Source organism: Bradyrhizobium sp. WSM4873, assembly GCF_055811355.1.
The window spans coordinates 24,562-43,596 of sequence record NZ_JBVVPS010000011.1 but is presented as its reverse complement, the minus strand read 5'-3'; the positions used below and the strand labels follow the sequence as shown (position 1 = coordinate 43,596).

Below are 19,035 nucleotides of genomic sequence, written 5' to 3'. Positions count from 1 at the left end.
TCCTTCCCGCAATATTCGATTTTCACCAACTCCCGCGGCCGCCGGCCGGGGCGAACCCACGCGCGCGTGATCGAGAGGCAAACATGACCATCAGCATCAATGTTCCTGATATTCACGAACTGAAGCCCCGCATCACCGTGTTCGGCGTCGGCGGCGCCGGTGGTAACGCCGTCAACAACATGATCACGGCGGGCCTTCAGGGCGTCGACTTCGTGGTCGCCAACACCGACGCGCAGGCGCTGACGATGTCGAAGGCGCAGCGCATCGTGCAGATGGGTACGGCCGCCACGCAAGGGTTGGGCGCAGGTTCGCAGCCGGTCGTCGGCGCGGCCGCAGCCGAAGAAGTCATGGACGAGCTCCGCGACCATCTCTCGGGCGCCAACATGGTGTTCGTCACCGCCGGCATGGGCGGCGGCACCGGCACCGGTGCAGCTCCCGTGATCGCCAAGATCGCGCGCGAGATGGGCATCCTCACCGTCGGCGTCGTGACCAAGCCCTTCCACTTCGAGGGCGGCCGCCGCATGCGCACCGCGGAAGCGGGCATCAACGAGCTGCACAAGGTCGTCGATACGCTGCTGATCATCCCGAACCAGAACCTGTTCCGGGTCGCCAACGAGAAGACCACCTTCGCCGACGCCTTCGCGATGGCCGACCAGGTGCTCTATTCGGGCGTTGCCTGCATCACCGACCTGATGGTCAAGGAAGGCCTGATCAATCTCGACTTCGCCGACGTCCGCGCCGTCATGCGCGAGATGGGCAAGGCGATGATGGGCACGGGCGAGGCCTCCGGCGACAAGCGCGCGCTGACCGCCGCCGAAGCCGCGATCGCCAACCCGCTGATCGACGACAGCTCGATGAAGGGCGCCAAGGGCCTCCTGATCTCCATCACCGGCGGCAAGGATCTCACCTTGTTCGAGGTCGACGAAGCTGCGACCCGCATCCGCGAGGAAGTCGACCAGGACGCCAACATCATCGTCGGCGCCACCTTCGACGAAGCCCTCGACGGCCTGATCCGCGTCTCGGTCGTCGCCACCGGCATCGAACAGGCCGCGATCGCCCGCAACAGTCAGGCGACCAGCGCTCCCGTCGCGAATCCTGCTCCGCAGGCGCAGCAGGCTCCCGCTGCTCCGGCCGCGGCTGCCGAGAGCCGTCTTGCCGATTTGACCGCGCGGCTGCGCGCCGACAATCAGCGCATGGCCGAGCGCGCCCAGAAGTTCGAAGCGCAGACCCCGGCCGCAGGATCGGGCCAGTTTGCTGCCGCTCCCGCGACTCCGCGTCCGAACGTGGAGCGCGCTGCGCTTGCCGCCATCGCCGCCGCCGTTGCGGACGTTCCGCAGGCTCCCGCGCCGATGCAGACCTATGGCGACGTCACCGTGCGCCCGATCGCGCAGAAGCCCACGCTGTTCCCGGAGCCCGAGCAGGCGCCGATGGCCATGCACGAGCCGATGACGCCGGAAACCTTCATCCCGCCGCAGGCCGAGCGTGCGCCGGTTCGCACACCGCGGATGCCGCGAATCGAGGAACTTCCGATGCCAGCCCAGGCCGAGCTTCGCCAGGCCCGCGGCGAGGTCGAGGAGGAGACCCCGCAGAAGACCCGGCTGTCGCTGCTGCAGCGCCTCGCCAATGTCGGCCTCGGCCGTCGTGACGAGGAGAGCGAGGCGCCGATCGCGGCCCGCACCGCCGGTCCCGCGATGCCGCCGCTGCCCGATCGCCGCCCCCAGAAGACCGTGGCGCAGCAAATCGCTTCCGCCGAGCCGGTGTCCGAGTATGCCCGTCGTCCCGCGCCGCAGGGCCTGGACATGCATGGCCGTCCCGCGCCTGTTGCCCCGGCGCCACAGGGAGACGACCATCTTGATATCCCGGCCTTCCTGCGACGGCAGGCGACCTGAGGATTGTTACAATAAGGCAGACGAAAAAGGTCCCGGCGGGAAGCTTGCCGGGACCTTTTCTTTTGCCCCGTGCAGATCCGGATTGCGTGGCCAACCAACTGATTTTAAATAATTAATTACATATTCGATGGTTCAGTAAAACTACCGAAAACGGCCCCGAACTCTGCTCCAATTTGGTTAAGCCTTGGCGCGAATACGGCGGGTTTGGGGTAACAATCGGTAAAAAAGCGTGAGTTGGCGCTGTTTGAGGCAGTGACTATGGTTTGCCGTGACTTGGGGATACGGATTCGGAAGCGAGCGGTCTCAGCCGCTCAGTCGAGTTCAGTATAAGTCGCGGTGGTCGTAGTGGGGCGGTTCCTGATGAAATTTAGCCGGCAAACAACGCTTCGTGCGCAAGCCAGTGTGGCAGGCGTCGGCGTTCATTCCGGTCTTCCCGTCACGCTCACGCTTGGACCCGCGCCTGTCGACGCGGGCTTTGTTTTTATCCGCACCGGGCTTGAGGGAAGCGACCGCGAGGTTCAGGCCACCGCCGAGCAGGTGATCGCGACCGATTTCGCCACCGTCCTTGGTGATCGCGACGGTCCGCTGGTTTCCACCGCCGAGCATGTGCTTGCTGCACTGCGGGGCATGGGCGTCGACAACGCCATCATCGAGATCGACGGGCCGGAAGTGCCGATCATGGACGGCAGCGCCGCGGCCTTCGTTGCGGCGATCGACCAAGCCGGCATCGTGACCCAGCCGGCACAGCGCCGCTTCATTCAGGTTTTGAAGCCGATCTCGGTCAAGATCGGCGACTCCTTCGGCGAGATCAGGCCCTATGCCGACGGGTTCCGCGCCGAGGTCGAGATTAACTTCACCAATCCTGTCATCGGCCAGCAGAGCTACGCCTTCGACCTCAACCCGGAGCGTTTCCGCCGCGAAGTCGGCCGGGCCCGGACTTTCGGTCTGATGTGCGACGTTGCGCGGCTCTGGAGCGCCGGCTATGCGCTCGGCGCCTCCTTCGACAATACCGTCGTGTTCGACGAGGAGCGGCTGCTCAACACCGAAGGCCTGCGCTACGCCGACGAATGCGCCCGCCATAAGGTGCTGGACGTGATTGGCGACCTCGCGCTGGCCGGTCTGCCGCTGCTCGGCGCCTACCGCTCGGTACGTGGCGGCCACAAGCTCAACCACGCCGTCCTGACCGCGCTGCTCGCCGACCGCACCGCCTGGCGGGTGGTCGAGGGCGAGGCAGCCCGCCGCACCACGCGTCCGGTGGCCGAAACCGGTCGCGGCATCGTCGGTGGCCGGATCGCCGCGGTCTACGGGCCCGACGTTTCCTGAAGCGATACCTTCCCGAAGAGAGACGTTTCCTGAAAGAGAGACGGGTCCTGAAGAGACCCGTTGCGATGGCCGTTCGGCGGCGGCTTTCCCCGCGAAACTCCTGGTAACGATGATCGGCTAGGATTGCGGCGCGTTCGCCTTAATCCGGGCGGAATGCCTGCCTATCCGGTTGGTTGAAGATCGTTTTTCGGTTACATCGGCGTGGTCGCACGGCAGGCACCACGGTTATATTTCGCGCCCAGGACGGGGTTCATGGGCTGGCGGAAACCGCACCACAGGGCGTCAGGGCAATACTCATGTCGGCACAGCGTATGACGCGCGGATATCTTCAAGTCCCGTCTCGAGAGGTCTCGTCTCGAGTCCGTGGGCTGCTTCAGGTTGTCGCCCTCTTCGTGCTCGCGCTGCCGCTGGCCGGCTGCGGCACCGGCGCGCTTTGGGACAAGTTCACCGCCAAGGACGACACCTTCGTCGAGGAGCCCGCCGACAAGATCTACAATGAGGGCCTGTACCTCATGAACGAGAAGAAGGACATGAAGGCGGCGAACAAGAAGTTCGAAGAGGTCGACCGCCAGCATCCTTATTCCGACTGGGCTCGCAAATCATTGCTGATGTCGGCCTACGCGTCCTACCAGGGCGGCGACTATGATAGTTGTATCGGCGCGGCCACCCGCTACGTCACGCTGCATCCCGGCAGCCCGGATGCGGCCTACGCGCAATATCTGATTGCCGCCTCGCATTACGACCAGATTCCGGACATCAGCCGCGACCAGACCCGCACCGAGAAGGCGATCGCCTCGCTGGAAGAGGTGGTTCGCAAATATCCGACGTCCGAATACGCGACCTCGGCCAAGGCCAAGATCGAAGGTGCGCGCGACCAGCTCGCCGGCAAGGAAATGAATGTCGGCCGTTACTACGCGCAGAAGCGCGACTACACGGCGGCAATCAACCGCTACAAGGCCGTGGTGACGCAGTACCAGACCACCCGCCACGTCGAAGAGGCGCTGTACCGCCTGACCGAGGCCTATATGGCGATCGGCATCGTTGGCGAGGCCCAGACGGCCGCTGCCGTGCTCGGGCACAATTTTCCTGACAGTCGCTGGTACAAGGACGCCTATAATCTTGTAAAATCAGGCGGTCTCGAACCGAGCGAGAATCAGGGGTCCTGGATTAGCAAGACCTTCAAGAAAATGGGTCTCGGCTAGGAAATAGAATTCCATGCTGGCGCGTCTGTCGATCCGTGACATCGTCCTGATCGAACGGCTCGATATCGAATTCGCAACGGGCCTCGCGGTTTTGACCGGCGAGACCGGTGCGGGCAAATCCATCCTGCTCGATGCCTTTGCGTTGGCGCTCGGCGGCCGCGGCGATGCCGGCCTCGTGCGGCATGGGGCGGAGCAGGGGCAGGTCACTGCCGTATTCGATGTCCCAAAAAACCATCCCGCGGCCAAAATCCTCGCGGAGAATGGGCTGGAGGATACCGGCGAGATGATTCTCCGCCGGGTCCAGCTCGCCGACGGCCGTACCCGCGCCTTCATCAACGACCAGGCGATCAGCGTGCAGACGCTGAAGGCGGTCGGTGCTGCCCTGGTCGAGATCCACGGCCAGCACGACGAGCGCGCGCTGGTTGATGCCGCCACCCACCGCCGCCTGCTCGACGCCTTCGCCGGTCTCGAAAAGGACGTCTCGGCGGTCGAGGCGCTCTGGGACGCCCGTCGCACCGCCAATACCGCACTGGAGGAGCATCGCGCCGGCATGGAGCGCGCTGCGCGCGAAGCCGATTACCTCCGCCACGCCTCGGACGAATTGAAGCAGCTCGCGCCCAAGGACGGCGAGGAGACCTCGCTGGCTTCGAGGCGCACGACCATGATGCAGGGCGAGAAGATCGCCTCCGACCTGCGCGAGGCGCAGGAGGCGGTCGGCGGCCACCATTCGCCGGTCGCCTCGCTGTCGGCGGCGGTGCGGCGGCTGGAGCGTCGCGGCGTCAACGCGCCGGCGCTGGTCGAGCCCGCGGTGAGGGCGATCGACATCGCCATCAACGCGCTGGAGGAAGCCGACCAGCATCTGCAGGCGGCGCTTGCCGCGACCGATTTCGATCCCTCGGAGCTCGAACGCATCGAGGAGCGGCTGTTCGCACTTCGCGCCGCCTCGCGCAAATATTCCACGCCGGTCGACGGGCTCGCCGCGCTCGCCGCCAGATATGCCGCCGATGTCGTTCTGATCGACGCCGGCGCCTCACGGCTGAAGAAGCTGGAGCAGGCCGCGATCGAGGCCGATGCGCGCTATGCGGCGGCCGCCAAGAAGCTGTCGATGGCGCGGCAGAAATCGGCGGAGAAGCTCAACAAGGCGGTCACTGCCGAGCTCGCGCCGCTCAAGCTCGAACGCGCCAAGTTCATGACCCAGGTCCAGACCGACGAGGCAGCTCCAGGTCCGCAAGGGTTCGATCGCGTCGAGTTCTGGGTGCAGACCAACCCGGGCACCAAGCCGGGGCCGATGATGAAGGTCGCCTCCGGCGGCGAGCTGTCGCGTTTCCTGCTGGCGCTGAAGGTCGTGCTGTCCGACCGCGGCTCGGCGCCGACCTTGGTCTTCGACGAGATCGACACCGGCGTCGGCGGCGCGGTCGCGGACGCGATCGGCGGACGGCTGGCGCGGCTCGCCGGCAAGGTCCAGGTGATGGCCGTCACCCACGCCCCCCAGGTCGCCGCCCGTGCCGACCAGCATCTGCTGATCTCCAAGGACGCGCTGGACAAGGGCAAGCGCGTCGCCACCCGCGTCAACGCACTCGCCGCCGACCACCGCCGCGAGGAGATCGCGCGGATGCTCGCCGGCGCCGAGATCACCGCCGAGGCCAGGGCTGCCGCGGACCGGCTGCTCAAGGCGGCGACGGCTTGATTCGCGTCCCGGACGCGCGCAAGCGCGTGCCGGGACCCAGAACGTTATGACCGCGGTACGAAACTGTAACCGCCTTTACCCTCCCGCCCGCTCCATCGTATCCAAGCACCATGGCCAGAGCAGCAAAATCGAAACCAACACCGCTTCGCGACGTCGCCGACCTCACCAAGGCGCAGGCCAAGGTCGAGCACATGCGGCTCGCGCTCGAGATCGAGGGGCATAACGAACGCTACTACCAGGACGACGCGCCCACCGTCACCGACGCCGATTATGACGCGCTACGCCAGCGCTTCAACGCGATCGAGAAGCGTTTTCCGGAATTCGTCAGTGCGGACTCGCCGTCGCAGAAAGTCGGTGCGGCACCATCAGGCCGCTTCAAGAAGGTGCGGCATGCCGTTCCCATGCTGTCGCTCGACAACGCCTTTGCGGAAGAGGATCTGCGCGATTTCGTCGGCCGCATCGTGCGCTTCCTGAAGCTCGACGACGACAGGATCGATTTCTCGGCCGAGCCGAAGATCGACGGCCTCTCGATGTCGCTGCGCTATGAGGGCGGCGAACTCGTCACCGCGGCGACGCGCGGCGACGGCGCGGTCGGCGAGGACGTCACTGCCAATATCCGCACCCTCGAAGACGTGCCGCAAAAGCTGAGGGGACGCAACGTCCCCGATATCTGCGAGGTGCGCGGCGAGGTCTACATGACCAAGAAGGCGTTCCTGGCGCTCAACGAGCGGCAGAAGGCGGAAGGTGGCACCATCTTCGCCAATCCGCGCAACTCGGCCGCGGGCTCGCTCCGGCAGAAGGATCCGACCATCACCGCCTCGCGCCCCCTCGGCTTCTTCGCCTATGCCTGGGGCGAGATGAGCGCGATGCCGGAGGCCACGCAGAGCGGCATGATCGGTTGGTTCGAGCGCTGCGGCTTCAAGACCAACCCGCTGACCAGGCTCTGTCACTCCGTCGAGGAGTTGCTCGCGTTTCATCGTGCGATCGAGGAACAGCGCGCAAAGCTCGACTACGACATCGACGGCGTCGTCTACAAGGTGGACCGCATCGACTGGCAGGAACGGCTCGGCTTCGTCTCGCGCACGCCGCGCTGGGGCATTGCCCACAAATTCCCGGCCGAGCGCGCCACCACGGTGTTGCGCGACATCGAGATCCAGGTTGGCCGCACCGGCTCGTTCACGCCGGTGGGCAAGCTCGAACCGGTCGGCGTCGGCGGGGTGATCGTGCAGAACGTCACGCTGCATAACGAGGACTACATCAAGGGCATCGGCAACAAGGGCGAAGTGCTGCGCGAGGGCCGCGACATCAGGGTCGGCGACACCGTCGTGATCCAGCGCGCCGGCGACGTCATCCCGCAGGTGGTCGACGTCGTCCTCGATAAGCGGCCGAAGTCTGCCAGGGAATTCCAGTTTCCCAAGAAGTGCCCGTGTCCGCTGCATACCGACGTCGTGCGAGGAGAGACGGCCGCTGGCGAAGAGGAAGCACGCGCCCGTTGTACCGGCGAGTTCGCCTGCCCCTATCAGAAGATCGAGCATTTGAAGCTGTTCGTGTCGCGGCGCGCCTTCGACATCGACGGCTTGGGCGAGAAGCAGCTGCAGTATTTCTTCGACGAGGGTTTTGTGAAGGAGCCAGCCGACATCTTCACGCTGGAAAAGCGCAATTCGAAACTCAAGCTGGAAGACATCGAGGGTTACGGCGCAACCTCGGTGCGCAATCTGTTCGGCGCGATCGAGAGCCGTCGGAAGATCGCGCTGGAGCGCTTTATCTACGCGCTCGGCATGCGCCATATCGGCGAGACCACGGCGCTGGCGCTGGCACGCGGCTACGGCTCCTGGGACGCCTTCCACGATGCCAGCCTCAAGGTTGCCCAAGGCGACGAGGAGGCGATGGCGGAGATGGATGCGCTCGACCAGATCGGCGAGACCGTGATCAAGAGCATCGCCGACTATTTCGGCGAGAGCCACAATCGCGGCATCGTCGAGCGGCTCACCAGGGAGGTCGAGATCATCGACGCCGAGAAGCCGAAGAGCAACTCCGCCGTCGCCGGCAAGACCGTGGTGTTCACGGGCTCGCTGGAGAAGATGACGCGCGACGAGGCCAAGGCCACCGCTGAGCGGCTAGGCGCAAAAGTGTCCGGATCGGTGTCCAAGAAAACCGATCTCGTCGTCGCCGGCCCCGGCGCGGGTTCGAAGCTCGCGGAAGCCAACAAGCATGGCGTCAAGGTGCTGACCGAGGACGAGTGGCTGGCGCTGATCGGGGAGTGAGGAGGGCGCGCTGGCGCGTCTCGCTCCGCTGTCATTCCCCGCGAAGGCGGGGAATCCAGTATTCCAGAGATTGTGCAAGGGTACGGAGAAGCCACGGCGTACTGGATCCCCCGCTTTGGCGGGGGATGACACTGAGGTCGTTGCGACCGTCCCGCTCCTCACATCATCCCGCTCTCTTCCTCCTCCGCCTGCCCGATCAGTGTCTCGCTCACCAGCACCTCGCGGCGGGGGACGACGAAGATCATCGTGCAGGCGCAGAGCAGGGAGACCGCCAGCACCGCGGCGGTGAGCGGCAGCGTGGTCGCGGAATGGCCGCCGAGATAGGCGCCGAATTGCGACATCAGCGCGCCGATGCCCTGCTGGAGAAAGCCCATCGCACCTGATGCGGTGCCGGCGGCCTCGGGACGGACGCTGATCGCGCCGGCGGCGGAGTTCGCCATCACGAAGGCATTGCCGACCATCACGATCATCTGCGTGCCGAACAGCCAGGCGGGCGCCTCGTTCCAGCCGGTGAAGCTCCAGAGCAGGTTCAACAGGCTGCCGCAAAGCTGGAGCGCGAGGCCGAACCAGATCAACTTCTCCAGCGAGTGCCTGGGCGCGAAGCGCACGCAGAGCAGATTGCCGACCAGATACGCAAAACCCGTCGTCGCGAACCACGCGCCGTATTCGGCGCTGGTCCTGCCCATCTGCGTCACCACGATATAGGGGCCGCCGCCGGCGAAGGTGAAGATGATCTGCGAGGCCAGCACCTGGCACATCACGTAGCCGACGAAGGCGCGGTTGCGGATCAGGATGCCGACATCGCCGCGAAAGCCGCTGCCGGCGGCGCGGTCTCGGCGCGTCTCGGGCAGCGCAAATGCGATGCCGACGGCGACGATGATCGCGGCGATGGTGATGGCGTAGAAGATCGCGCGCCAGCCGAATGCGGTCTCGATCAGGCCGCCGGTGAGCGGGGAGACCATCTGCCCGATCATCAGCGCCGCGACCACGAGGCTGATCATCGAGGCGACGCGATCGCGCTCGTAGATGTCGCGGATGATGGCGCGGCTCACCACCATGCCGGCGGCGCCGCCCAGCGCCTGGAAGAAGCGCGCGGCGATCAGCTGCGGCAGGGTCTCGGCGAAGATGCAGCCGACGCTGGCGACCACCATCAGCGCCAGTCCTCCGAGCAGCACCGGGCGCCGCCCGAAACGGTCCGACAGCGGGCCCATGATGAGTTGCGACAGCGCGATGCCGACCATGTACAGCGACACCGTCATCTGCGCGACCGAGATGTCGCTACCAAATGTCGTCGCCAGCACCGGCAGCGCCGGAACCAGCATGTAGAGCGAGATCGGCGCGATCCCGGTCATGACGACGAGCAGCAGCAACACCAGGCGCGACGTCGCGAGATTGTGTTGCGCCGTTTCCGGCGGTTTGCTGATCATGCCGTGCATTGCGTGTCCGTCTCGTAGAAATTCGAATCGGACTGTAGCGTGCGCGCGCAAGACGGATATCGGCGTTTCGGAATGCGGCTATACGGATTCCGGGACGGTTATGATGAGGGCGCGACGGGGGCAAATTGGGCGCGGTGCGCGCGTCAAAAACTCGGTGTCATCGCCCGGCTTGACCGGGCGATCCAGTATTCCAGAGGCAGTCGTGATTGAATCGAGAGGCCGCGGCGTACTGGATGCCCCGCTTTCGCGGAGCATGACAGCTGTGGTGGAGAAGCAGCCTTGCGCAAATCGCGTGGTGCTATGCGTCGAGCCCGTGTAATGACGCGCTTACGCCTTCAGCTCCGCCGTGGCCTGGTCCAGCCAGGCCTTCGTCGTCGCATCCAGCGCCGGCCGCACCTCGGCCCTGACGCGCGCGTGGTAGGCGTTGAGCCAGTCGAGTTCGTCCTTGCCCAGCATGCCGACATCGATCAGCCGGCGGTCGATCGGCGCCAGGGTCAGCGTCTCGAACGCGTTCATCGACTTTTCCGCGCCCTTGATGTCGGCAGCGACCACCAGTTCGAGGTTCTCGATGCGGATGCCGAAACCGTCGGTCTTGTAGTAGCCGGGCTCGTTGGACAAGATCATGCCGCGCTTCAGTGGCGTGGTGCCGAGCTTCGATATCCGCGCCGGTCCTTCGTGCACCGAGAGATAACTGCCGACGCCGTGGCCAGTGCCATGCTCGAAATCGACGCCGGCGGCCCAGAGATATTGCCGTGCCAGCGTGTCGAGCTGCGCGCCGGTGGCGCCGTCGGGAAAGATCGCGCGGGCGATTGCGATGTGGCCGCGCAGCACACGCGTGAAACGGTCGCGCATCTCGTCGGTCGGCTCGCCCACGGCCATGGTGCGGGTGATGTCGGTGGTGCCGTCTTCGTATTGTGCACCTGAATCGATCAGCAGCAGATCGCCGGGCACGATCCGTCGGTTGCTCTTGCGGGTGACGCGGTAGTGCACGATGGCGCCATTCGGGCCGGTGCCCGATATGGTCGGGAACGACACATCCTTGAGCGCGCCGGTGTCGCGGCGGAATGTTTCCAGCGCCTCGACCGCGTCGATCTCGGTGAGCTTGCCGCTTGCCGCCTCGCGATCGATGAAGGCGAGGAAGCGCGCCAGCGCCACCGCGTCGCGCCGGTGCGCCATTTGCGTGCCCTTGATCTCGGTCGTGTTCTTGACCGCCTTGAGCAGCGCGATCGGGTCGCTGCCGCGCACCGGCTTGCCGCCGGCGCTCGTGATCAGCCGGCTGAGGGCCTCGGCCGCGGTCGCATTGTCGAGCGCGATCGATCCCCCGCTCTTGGCGAGCGCCATCAGCGTCGGCGCCATCGCATCGGGCTCGCGCACGTCGGCGGACTGCTCGAGATGGTCGCGGGTCAGATTTGAGAGCTTGCGGTGATCGATGAAGATGGTGGGACGGCCGTCCTTCGGTACCAGCGCATAGGACAGCGGCAGCGGCGTATGCGCGACGTCGGCGCCGCGGATGTTGAAGGTCCAGGCCACGGCATGGCTGTCGGACAGCACCAACGCATCGACGCCGAGCTTGCCGATCTCGCTCCTGATCTGCGTCAGCTTCTCGGCTTCAGTCACGCCGGCATGTTGCATCCCGTGCACCGTGACCGGCGCAATCGGCGTCTGTGGCCGGTCTTGCCAGATCGCATCGACCGGATTGCTGTCGACGGCGACCAGCTCGGCACCGGCCTGGGTGCAGGCGGCGGACAAACGCTCGGCTGCCGCAAAAGTGTGCAGCCACGGATCAAATCCTAGGCGGTCGCCGGCCTTCAGGTGTGCCGACATCCAGCTTTCCGGCGGCGGATCGATCAGAGACTCCACGGCCCAGGCCCTTGAATCGACCTGCTTGGCCGCCTGGATCGTGTAGCGGCCATCGACGAACACCGCAGCCTCGTGCGTCAGCACCACCGCCAGTCCCGCCGAGCCCGTAAAACCGGTCAGCCAGGCCAGGCGCTCTTCCGACGGCGGCACATACTCATTCTGCTGCTGATCGGCGCGTGGAATCACGAAGCCGGTCAGCTTGCGGCGGGCGAGTTCTTCACGGAGCGCGGCCAGCCGCGCCGTCAATGCGACGCCGGCCTCGGGCTCTTCGAATGTCTGGAAGTGCGCTTCGAACATGGTGGATCACTTTAGGATCATGCGGATCGCTCCGCAATGTAGACGCATTTGAGGTCGCATCTGGCATGGACTGTGCTTGAACAAGTTCCATTCGAATTGAGTGGAGTACAGGATGCGGCACTTGCGCTTCGTCCGGATAACAGGGAAATTCGAGCAAGTTGTTCATCTCAACGACGAGGGGACACTCGATGCCAGCGTTCACGTTTGAGAAGATTACGCCGCCGGTGCGCCGCGCTCCGACTGCGGCGACACCGAAGAAACCGCGCGGCCTCATCAACCAGATGATCGACCGTTTCGCCGAACGCCGCGCGAGGCGCGCCTCGCAGGCCGAGCGCACGATGCGCCGGGACGAGAAGGCGGCAAAGTAGCGGGGCATCTACGGTAGCACCCGTACTCACCCCATCTTCCGAAGCAACAGGCTGCTCCACCCCTCGATCCGCAAGTGCTTCAGAGGCACGAGGCCGCGTGCGCGGTAGGCGGCGATCACGGCGGGCACCTGGGGCGTCAACAGGCCGGATAGGATGACGCGCCCGCCAGGGGCGAGGTGTCGCGTCAACGGGCCCGCCAATTGCCGTAACGGATTGGCAAGGATGTTCGCCAGCACCAGGTCGAACGGGCCGCATCTGCCAAAATCAGCCGCTGCGAAGCCGGTGGCGCGGATCACGCGCACATTGTGACCGACCTCGTTCAACAAGGCATTCTCGGCTGCCACCTTGACCGAGGCCGGGTCGATGTCGGAGGCCAGCACCGCGCGATGCAGCGCCTTCGCCGCCGCTATCCCCAGCACGCCGGTCCCGGTGCCGAGGTCGAGCACGCGGCCGGGCCGGGTGCTTTTCAGGACATGGTCAAGCAGGAGTAAACAGCCGCGCGTGGTGCCGTGATGGCCGGTGCCGAAGGCGAGAGCCGCCTCGATCTCGATGGCGAGCTTGTTCGGCGCCACGCGATCGCGGTCATGGCTGCCGTGGACGACGAAGCGCCCGGCCGGCACCGGCACGAGATCTTCCAGGCTCGACTTGACCCAGTCCCTAGCTTCGACGGTGTCGAAGGCCAGCGTGTCCGCGATCTCATTTCCTGCTGAGGTTGCAACGAGTTCGCGCAGCCACGCCCGGTCCGGCGCGTTCGCGAAATGCAGCGCGACGTCCCACTGTCCGTTCGGCTGCTCGAACGCGGCGACCGCCGCATCGTCCTCGAAGAACATTTCGGTGAGGACGTCGACAATGTGCTTGGCGGCGATCTCGCTGCCGATCGAAAAACTGACGCGATGGGTGGAAGGCTGCATTCTCAGGGTTCCGTCCGGTTCAATTTTTGGAACTTTTGTTCCCAATTTTTCGCATAACTTGCGTTCAGGCGATTAACCCCCCCGCAGGTTGTATCCCGTACATTTCCGGGTGTTGGGCAACCCACACAGCTTGAAATAGAATAGGAGGCGAGACTTGAAGCGCATGATTTTGAAGTTCTGGACCGACGATTCAGGTGCAACCGCAATCGAGTACGGTCTGATCGCAGCCGGTATCGCGCTGGCGATCATCACCGTGGTGAACGGCCTGGGCACCACCATGAACGACAAGTTCACTTCGATTAGCAGCTCCTTGAAGTAATTTCCGCCTTCCATTTCCCGGCGGGGCCAATTCTCCATACGACTGCTTCCGAGCCGCGCCCGTCGGGGGGATTGCCCCCTGGCGGGCGAAGTCGTTTTTGGGGATTGGCTTGCAATAGGGTGGCCACAGGCTATCCGCTGGTTTTTCCGGGCTTGTCCACGGATTTTCCCGCCGTTCATCCCCGGATTTTCCACCAGTTTGCACCAGGCTTGGAGGGGCGTAACCCACCGCGCTTTCACAGCTCTGCCAACAGTCTGTCCACAGCTTATCCACGGGCTTATCCACGGGTTCCGAACAGCGACCGGTGATCCCTCAGGATCGCCTGCGCGGCGTTGTGGCCGGGGGCGCCGGTGACGCCGCCGCCGGGGTGAGCGCCCGAGCCGCAGTGATAGAGGCCCTTCAGGGGCCCCCGATAGTCGGCGTGGCCCAGCATTGGCCGGGCCGAAAACAGCTGGTTCAGCGAGAGCGCGCCGTGGAAGATGTCGCCCCCGAGCAGGCCGAACTGCCGTTCGAGATCGAGCGGTGACAGGATCTGGCGGCCGAGCACGCTCGTCGCAAAACCCGGCGCGTATTTGTCCACCGTCGCGATCATGAGGTCGGCGACCTCGTCGCGATGGTCGTCCCACGACTTTCCATCGGGAAGCTCCGGCGCAACGTGCTGGCAGAACAAGCTCGCGACATGGTGTCCTGCGGGCGCGAGCGTGTCGTCGAGCGTCGATGGGATCAGCATTTCCACGACGGGCTCTCGGCTCCAGCCGTGCGCCCGGGCATCGAGGAAGGCGCGGTCCATGTAGCCGAGATCAGGGGCCAGGATGATGCCCGAGGTGAGATGATCGCCGTCGCCCGGCAGCGCCGTGAACGAGGGCAGGCGGTCCAGCGCCACGTTCATGCGGAAGGTGCCGGAGCCGTTCTTCCAGTGCCGGATGCGGTCGAGGAAGGTTTGGGGAAGCGCATCGGCGGCGACCAGCCGCGTATAGAGCAGCTTCGGATTGACATTGGCTGCGACATATTTCGCGCGGATGGTCGTGCCGTTCTCCAGCGCCACGCCGACCGCGCGGTCGCGCTCAACGATGACCTCGCGCACGCCCGCATCGGTGTCGATCACGACGCCGCGGTCGCGTGCGGCGCGTGCCATGGCTTGCGTGATCGCGCCCATGCCGCCGATGGCGTGACCCCAGACGCCCTTCTTGCCGTTCACCTCGCCGAAGGCGTGATGCAGCATCACATAGGCCGAGCCCGCGGCGTAGGGGCTGGCATAATTGCCGACGATGGCATCGAAGCCGAATAGCGCCTTGACCAGATCATGCTCGAAACGTTCGTCCAGCATCTCGCCGGCCGAGCGGGTGAAGAGATCGAGCAGGCTGCGGCTCTGCTCCAGCGACAACCCGCGCAGGATATTGGCGCTCTGGAATGCGTTCACGGCCTCGCGGATCGAGGCCGTGCCGAAACCATCGAGCAGGTTTGGCGGCGCGCGCAGCACGAATTGCCTGAGCACGTCGGCGATATCTTCCAGCTCGCGCGAAAACCCGTCGAGCGCGTTTGCGTCATGCGCGCTCAGCCGTGCGACGGATGCCTGCGTCCGCCCCTCGCCGGTGAGGAGATAGCTGCCGTCGGGAGCGGGCAGAAAATTCTGCGCGCGCCGTTCAACGATCCTGAGGCCCTGTTCGGCCAGCTTCAAGTCGCGGACCACTTGCGGATTGAGCAGGCTCACGGTGTAGGCCGCGACCGAATTGCGGAAGCCCGGATGAAACTCCTCCGTGACCGCGGCCCCGCCGACCACCTTGCGGCGCTCGACCACGCGCACACGCAAGCCGGCCATCGCGAGATAGGCCGCGCAGGTGAGGCCGTTATGGCCAGCGCCGATGATGACGACGTCGGTTTCGGTCATGAAGGGGTCAAGCTGCTCCACGCTCATTCCGGAACGGTCGGAACGACCCGGCCCAGAATGACATCTGTATATCAAGCATTTCCCGCTGCAACATCAGGAGACCCTTTATTGCCCGTTCAGGCGCCTTGTGCTCCATTGCGCGCGCCCGGCGCCCGCCGGGAGATGCTGGAGCTTCCATGGATTCGATCGTGCAACCCGCCACGGAGCTGCCGTCCTCGTCACGCAACCGGCTGCTGCTGACGGTCTACACCGCCGCGATCTTCGTCAGCGCGCTGTTGCTATTCTCGGTGCAGCCGCTGTTCACGAAGATGGTTTTGCCGCGGCTCGGCGGCTCGCCGGCGGTGTGGTCGGTGGCGATGGTGTTCTTCCAGTCGCTGCTGCTGGCGGGCTACGCCTATGCGCATGTGTTGATGCAGGTGAGGAACCGCATCGTTCCCGTGGTGGTGCATCTCCTGCTGCTGATCGCGGCCTTCGCCACGCTGCCGCTCGGCATCGCCTCGGCCTATGGCGATCCGCCCGCTTCGGGCTACGCAATCTGGCTGCTCGGCCTGTTCGTGATCTCGATCGGGCTGCCGTTCTTCGCGCTCGCCGCCAACAATCCGTTGCTGCAGGCCTGGTTTGTCCGCACCGGGCATCCCGCCGGACATGATCCCTATTTCCTCTATGCGTCCTCCAACATCGGCAGCTTCCTCGCCCTGCTGTCCTATCCGTTCCTGCTGGAGCCGATGTTCACGCTGCACACGCAGAACCGGCTCTGGACCGGCGGTTACGGCATTCTGATCGTCCTGATCGCCGCATGCGGCGTGCTGCTGTTGCGCTCGCCGAAGCTCGCCATGGTCGATGCGCGAACCGAGGATTTGAATGCGCCGGCGCCCGGTTTCATGACACGGCTGCGCTGGATATTCCTCGCCGGCGTGCCGTCCGGCCTGCTCATCGCCGTCACCGCGCACATCTCGACCGACGTTGCGGCCGCGCCGCTGCTCTGGGTGCTGCCGCTGTCGCTGTACCTCTTGACCTGGGTGGTGGTGTTCCAGTCGCGGCCGCTGCTGCCGCACAAATGGATGCTGATGCTGCAGCCGGTCGCGATCGCGGGCGTCGTCTTCCTGCTGGCGTTCGGGGGCGAACAGAACCTGCTGCTGACGCTCGGCGGCCATCAATTGTGCTTCTTCGTCATCGCGATGGCCTGCCACGGCGAATTGGCGCGGACCCGGCCGGCCGCGAAATATCTCACCGGATTCTATGTCGCACTGTCGTTCGGCGGCATGGTCGGCGGCCTGTTCGCCGGGCTGGTTGCGCCATTCACATTCTCCTGGATCGCGGAATATCCGATCCTGATTGCGCTTGCCGCGCTGTGCCGGCCGCCCGCGAACGAGCGGTTGCCGGGCATCGTCAAATGGTACTGGCTGGCGCTTGCCGCGCTGGTCGTCGTGCTCGTTGCGCCCTTTGCCACGACGGGCGCCCTGTCGAGCTGGTTCGAGGATCACCGCGTCTGGCTGGCCAGCGGCGTCGGCGTGCTCGCCGCGCTGCTGGCCCTGGCGGTCAACGCCGGCCGCTGGAAGATATTCGCCACCGTCGCGCTCGCGCTGGCGTTGATCCGGGTTTATCCGGCGGACGAAGGCCGCGTCACCACGGTGCGGAGCTTCTTCGGCGTGCACAAGATCGTGGTGACGCCCGGCGGCTATTTCCATGTGCTGATGCACGGCACCACGATCCACGGCGCCGAGCGTTTCCTCAACAATGACGGCACGCCGGTCACCGGCCGGCCCGAGCCGATCACCTACTATCACAAGGATGGCGGCATCGGTCAGGCCGTCAGCGCGATCCGGGAACGCAAGGGCGCTCCGTTGAAGGTCGCGGCGATCGGCGTCGGATCGGGCACGCTCGCCTGCGCCGCCGAGCCAAATGAGAGCTGGACATTCTTCGAGATCGATCAGTCCATGGTCGACGCGGCAAGCGATCCGAAGAATTTCCGCTACATCTCGAGCTGCATGCCGGGCCTGAAGCCGGTGATCGGCGATGCCCGCCTCACCTTCGCGAAGGAGCCGGACGGCGCCTATGATCTCATCATCGTCGACGCCTATTCGTCGGATGCGATCCCGATCCATCTTGCGACCGAAGAGGCGATGAAGATCTACAAGGACAAGCTCGCTCCGCACGGCGCCGTGGTGATGCACGTCTCCAACCGCCACCTCGATCTCGAGACCGTCGTGGTCGGCATCGCCGATGCCAATGATCTCAAGAGCTGGGTCTACAACGAGGATTCGGGGCGCGATGGCGACTACATCTTCTCGACCGACGTCGTCATCTCCGCCCGAGAGGATGCCGACGTCGGCAGGCTCGCATCGTCCAAATCTTGGGAGCAGACCGAAGCCGACGACAGGGTGCGGGTCTGGACCGACGATTACTCCAACATTCTGGGCGCGCTGTACCGGCGCTTGCGGGACGGGGAGTAGGGACGACATGGCAACACTCTCGTGCCCCGGACGCAGCGCAGCGCTTCTTTAGCGATGCGCTGCAGAGCCGGGACACGAGACTTGCTTCTACGGCTCCACCGGGCTCCCCGCGGGCAACGCAATTCCCTTCTCGCCCGCGACTTGCCGCAACAAATCGGGCCTGTCGGAGATGATCCCGTCGACGCCGATCTCGATCATGCGCACCATGTCTTCACGCTTGTTGACCGTCCAGACCACGACGCGCAGCCCGAGCGCGTGTGCCTCCGAGACCAGCGCCGCGGTCACGTCGCCGAAATAGGGCGACCAGATCGCGCCGCCCGCAGCCTTGATGGTTCGGGGCAGCGACCCGCCGTGATCGGCCGGGCTGAAACCCGCCGTCCAATTGGTCGCCTTGTCCAGCGCCACCGTCTGGCCCGAGCCGCGCTGGAGCGTCAGGTACACCGTCGGCATCTTCGGGGCCCGCTGCTGGACCAGCAGCAGGGTCCGCCAGTCGAACGACTGGATCATGACGCGGTCGGAGAATTTTTCGGCTTCGATCACGCCGAGCAGCCTGGTGACGAAAGCTTGGGGATCGAGCGTCTCGTCCGGATGGTTCGGATCGATCTTGGTCTCGATGTTGAAGCGCACGCGCGTATTGCCGGATTTGCGCACCAGCGCGAACAGCTCGCTCAAGGTCGGAATGCGGGTCCCCGGCATGGCGCGCTGGTCGGGGAATTGCTTCGCGTAAGGACTGTCTGGCCGGATCTGGCCGACGTCGTAGGTCCTGACGTCGGCGAGCCGCAGTTTTACGAACGGCGTGCCGGGGGCCGCGACATAGGCGCCGCTCGCATCCCGCGTGAGATCAGGATTGAGCCCGCGCTCATGCGACACGACGACTTCGCCGTCAGCGGTGATGCCGACGTCGAGTTCCAGCGTGTCCACGCCCATCGACAGCGCGTTGGCGAAGGCCGGAAGCGTGTTTTCCGGCAGCAGTGCCCGCCCGCCGCGATGAGCCTCCGAATCGAATGCCATGGCCGGTCCCGCAATGAGAGGTAATAGCACGATCAAGATCGTCGCAGCACGTGACGGCATGGCGGCTCGTGGGGCAAGCGGAAAGGGATATTTGAACGCATTTGGGCGTGTCCGGCCCATAGTATAG

The 19,035-nt window shown here is 65.2% G+C and carries 13 protein-coding genes; 8 read left to right on the top strand and 5 right to left on the bottom strand.

Annotation, left to right across the window (positions count from 1 at the left end):
* The first annotated feature begins 83 nt into the window (after window positions 1–83).
* The 5 genes from ftsZ to ligA all read left to right on the top strand — a co-directional run bounded on the left by ftsZ (window position 84) and on the right by ligA (window position 8,365).
* Complete coding sequence (gene ftsZ / locus AC0L21_RS16725) at window positions 84–1,889, top strand: cell division protein FtsZ (protein ID WP_473262922.1); 1,806 nt, start codon at window positions 84–86, stop codon at window positions 1,887–1,889.
* A 360-nt stretch (window positions 1,890–2,249) separates the two neighbouring features.
* Window positions 2,250–3,212, top strand: a complete 963-nt coding sequence (gene lpxC, locus AC0L21_RS16720) for a UDP-3-O-acyl-N-acetylglucosamine deacetylase (protein WP_473262921.1) — start codon at window positions 2,250–2,252, stop codon at window positions 3,210–3,212.
* A gap of 296 nt (window positions 3,213–3,508) precedes the next feature.
* Complete coding sequence (locus AC0L21_RS16715; protein WP_354172752.1) at window positions 3,509–4,414, top strand: outer membrane protein assembly factor BamD; 906 nt, start codon at window positions 3,509–3,511, stop codon at window positions 4,412–4,414.
* A 13-nt stretch (window positions 4,415–4,427) separates the two neighbouring features.
* The gene (gene recN, locus AC0L21_RS16710; RefSeq protein WP_473262920.1) at window positions 4,428–6,101 is read left to right on the top strand and encodes a DNA repair protein RecN; all 1,674 of its coding nucleotides are present in this window, start codon (window positions 4,428–4,430) and stop codon (window positions 6,099–6,101) included.
* 110 nt (window positions 6,102–6,211) lie between these two features.
* Window positions 6,212–8,365 carry an NAD-dependent DNA ligase LigA gene (ligA, locus tag AC0L21_RS16705; protein ID WP_473262919.1) on the top strand — a complete coding sequence of 718 codons (2,154 nt, stop codon included), beginning with the start codon at window positions 6,212–6,214 and terminating at the stop codon, window positions 8,363–8,365.
* 158 nt (window positions 8,366–8,523) lie between these two features.
* Here ligA and AC0L21_RS16700 read toward each other — a convergent pair whose 3' ends face one another.
* Window positions 8,524–9,801, bottom strand: a complete 1,278-nt coding sequence (locus AC0L21_RS16700) for a multidrug effflux MFS transporter (protein ID WP_473262918.1) — start codon at window positions 9,799–9,801, stop codon at window positions 8,524–8,526.
* Between the two features lie 327 nt (window positions 9,802–10,128).
* On the bottom strand, window positions 10,129–11,958 hold the full coding sequence (locus AC0L21_RS16695; RefSeq protein WP_473262917.1) for an aminopeptidase P family protein: 1,830 nt from the start codon (window positions 11,956–11,958) through the stop codon (window positions 10,129–10,131).
* A 188-nt stretch (window positions 11,959–12,146) separates the two neighbouring features.
* Between AC0L21_RS16695 and AC0L21_RS16690 the strand changes: the two genes are divergently transcribed.
* Window positions 12,147–12,326, top strand: a complete 180-nt coding sequence (locus AC0L21_RS16690; RefSeq protein WP_473262916.1) for a hypothetical protein — start codon at window positions 12,147–12,149, stop codon at window positions 12,324–12,326.
* A 26-nt stretch (window positions 12,327–12,352) separates the two neighbouring features.
* Here the strand turns inward: AC0L21_RS16690 and AC0L21_RS16685 are convergent, their stop codons facing one another.
* Window positions 12,353–13,237 (bottom strand): 50S ribosomal protein L11 methyltransferase, encoded by an 885-nt coding sequence (locus tag AC0L21_RS16685; RefSeq protein WP_473262915.1) that lies wholly within the window; start codon window positions 13,235–13,237, stop codon window positions 12,353–12,355.
* 163 nt (window positions 13,238–13,400) lie between these two features.
* Here AC0L21_RS16685 and AC0L21_RS16680 point away from each other — a divergent pair, with 163 nt between their 5' ends.
* The gene (locus AC0L21_RS16680; protein ID WP_085395715.1) at window positions 13,401–13,556 is read left to right on the top strand and encodes a Flp family type IVb pilin; all 156 of its coding nucleotides are present in this window, start codon (window positions 13,401–13,403) and stop codon (window positions 13,554–13,556) included.
* Between the two features lie 277 nt (window positions 13,557–13,833).
* Here AC0L21_RS16680 and AC0L21_RS16675 read toward each other — a convergent pair whose 3' ends face one another.
* Window positions 13,834–15,465: a phytoene desaturase family protein gene (locus AC0L21_RS16675; protein ID WP_473262913.1), complete on the bottom strand. Its 1,632-nt coding sequence runs from the start codon at window positions 15,463–15,465 to the stop codon at window positions 13,834–13,836.
* Window positions 15,466–15,620: 155 nt separating this feature from the next.
* On the opposite strand from AC0L21_RS16675, the gene AC0L21_RS16670 reads away from it, so the two are divergent.
* Complete coding sequence (locus tag AC0L21_RS16670; RefSeq protein ID WP_473262912.1) at window positions 15,621–17,897, top strand: spermidine synthase; 2,277 nt, start codon at window positions 15,621–15,623, stop codon at window positions 17,895–17,897.
* A gap of 87 nt (window positions 17,898–17,984) precedes the next feature.
* Here the strand turns inward: AC0L21_RS16670 and AC0L21_RS16665 are convergent, their stop codons facing one another.
* A complete protein-coding gene (locus AC0L21_RS16665; RefSeq protein WP_473262911.1) occupies window positions 17,985–18,968 on the bottom strand; it encodes a glycerophosphodiester phosphodiesterase in 984 nt (327 codons plus the stop codon).
* Between the last annotated feature and the right edge of the window lie 67 nt (window positions 18,969–19,035).